At 40.2% G+C, this 2,619-nt stretch carries 2 protein-coding genes; both read left to right on the forward strand.

The annotated features are described in order from the left end of the window. Positions 1–2,317 (forward strand): RHS repeat domain-containing protein (locus PQ474_RS25930; protein WP_337956417.1); only part of this gene is annotated, 2,317 nt, incomplete at its 5' end. Beyond that, positions 2,299–2,541 carry a hypothetical protein gene (locus tag PQ474_RS25935; protein ID WP_273848467.1) on the forward strand — a complete coding sequence of 81 codons (243 nt, stop codon included), beginning with the start codon at positions 2,299–2,301 and terminating at the stop codon, positions 2,539–2,541. The genes PQ474_RS25930 and PQ474_RS25935, both read left to right, overlap by 19 nt. Positions 2,542–2,619 lie beyond the last annotated feature (78 nt).

Raw genomic sequence — 2,619 nt, forward strand, 5'->3', positions numbered from 1 at the left:
CATAGGAACGGTTTGGTTTGATAGCGTACGATTGCAGGAAGGGCGTATCATTAATCGAGCAACCTATGATTCTTTGTCCAATTATCTGACAAGGAGTACGGATCCCACAGGGAACGCAACCAACTATCAATACGATGCTAGGGGAAATCAAACAAAAGTTACAGATCCAAAAGGTCAAGCAACAGATTATACGTATGATCTTAACAATCAATTAAAAACGGTAACTCTTCCGGTTTATGATGTGAAGGTCCATTACGAATACGATGAAAATAGAAACACCTCTGAGAAACGTGTTGGTTCAAAAACAGATGAAAACAAGATATACACTCGAACCACGTACTTGTATGATGATGCCCAACAATTAAAAGAACAACGGTGGCACACAGGTGTAAAACAGTTGATTACTAGCTATACCTACAATGCACGAGGAGATTTGCAGTCTACCACTTATCCATCCGGAAATAAAGTGACCACCTTGTATGATTCTGCAGATCGTCCAACAGGTGTGACGCATCAGAAAAATGGGGAACCATCAGAAAAAATCTATGAATTTACTCTTGATGAGAACGGAAATCAAACGAAGGTTCGTGACTTCCTAACAAACACGGAACGAGTTCAAACGTATGACGATGGAAACCGAATGAAAACCCAAGTACTAGGGGATAAAACGGTTGAGTGGTTATACGACAAAAACAACAACTTAACCCAAGAACTGATTAAGCAGGGTACGACATCTTACAAGCATGAATATCAGTACAATACACTGAACTACAACACAGAGGTGAAAGACCCAGGGAATGGCGTTTATCGTTTCCAATATGATGAAGGAGGAAATGTAAAAACATACGCAGCACCGAATGAAACGGGAGCTACGTTTATGTATAATGAAAGAGATCTGGTCTCATCCATCACCATCGGTCACAATGAAATAAATGATTTGGCTCGTTTTAGTTACGTGTACGATGCGAATGGAAACAGGACGGAGCAAACGTATCTACAAAAGTTTGCAAATCGTACGGACCTAAAGGGGACCACTACCTTTACGTATGATGCCTTAAATCAATTAACATCTGAGACCGTCCCATATACAAACGAAACCATCGTTTATACGTATGACCCAAGGGGGAACCGAACAAAAACTGTCATCTCCAAAAATGGGACCACTCTTAAGACGATAAATCATAGCTTTAACGATTTAAACCAGCTTACGGACATTCAAGACGGAACAACCCTTACCAAGTGGAATTATGATGAGAATGGAAACCTTCTTGATGACGGTCGTTTTCTTTATGAATGGGACGCAGATAATCGTCTACGCTTCGTCAAAACGAAAGGAACGAATGCTACTATCGCTCAGTATTGGTATGATGAAGCGGATCGACGAATGCGAAAAGATGTAGGTGGAACCGTTACGAACTATGTCTATGATGGGGACAGCCTTAACGTTTTATATGAAACAAATGGGGCTGGTCAAATCATGGCCTATCATACGTACAATACGAATGGACAACTTCTGGCCCGGACAGAGGGCAGCACTCGTTACTACTACCACTACAACGCTCATGGCGATGTCATCATGGTTACAAAGGCCGGAGCTACGACAAAAGAAACTCTTATTGTCGCCTCCTACGTGTACGATGCTTGGGGGAACATTGTCTATAAAGAAGGCCCTTATGCCGATAAAAACCCGTACCGCTATGCTGGATACCAATTTGATGCGGAAACGAATCATTACTACTTAATGGCCCGTTACTACAACCCTAAGTCGGGGGTATTCCTGTCGATGGACCCGGATCCAGGGGACGACGATGACATTGTTACACAAAATGGCTACACGTACGGCAACAACAATCCTGTCATGCTCGTCGATCCCGATGGCCATTATGTATGGTTAGCGGTAAATGCGGGATTCGCAGCGTATGATGGATACAAAGCGTATAAAGCTGGAAAGAAAGCGGGTAAAAGTGGAGCCAAGCTGTGGGGCTCGGTAGCGTATGCAGCAGGATCGAATTTCCTTAAATTTGGACACCTTAAAAAGGCATCGAAAGTGTTAGGTTTCTCTAAGAAGGGTACTGGTAAAAGTAGTTTACCACTTTATGGCCCTAAAAAGGGTTCGAAATCTATTTATAATGATAATGGAACAATTAAACAAAGAAGATATTATGATAGTAAAGGACGTGCAAAGAAAGATATGGACTATGATGACCATGGACAACCTAAATATCATCCTTGGGGACCACATAGACATAAATGGACGTGGAAGAAAAACAAACCAAAGAGAGGAAAGGGGGAACCCATGTGGAAAGGCCGACCATAAAGGACTTTGAGACACTTCTAGAAACTGGTCATGATATTGAATTTTTTTATAAGGGAGAAAAATATACTATTATTAATGTAGGAGTTTTTATAAGTTTATCAAAATACGAAAGTAATAACTATCAAGAGTTTAGTTCTACTAAAGAACTTATTTTTAATGCAAATATTGATAACTTTAAAATTGTAGACATTTGGGATGAAATAGAAATTAGTTATATATATTAGGTCACTAGTGTTGCATAAAAACTAACTGAATTTTCAGTTTTAAAGTTCTTCCTGTTTAGAGCCAAAAAAGTAAATACC

The organism is Halalkalibacter alkalisediminis (assembly GCF_028610705.1).
Taxonomy (GTDB): Bacteria; Bacillota; Bacilli; order Bacillales; family Bacillaceae_D; genus Halalkalibacter; species Halalkalibacter alkalisediminis.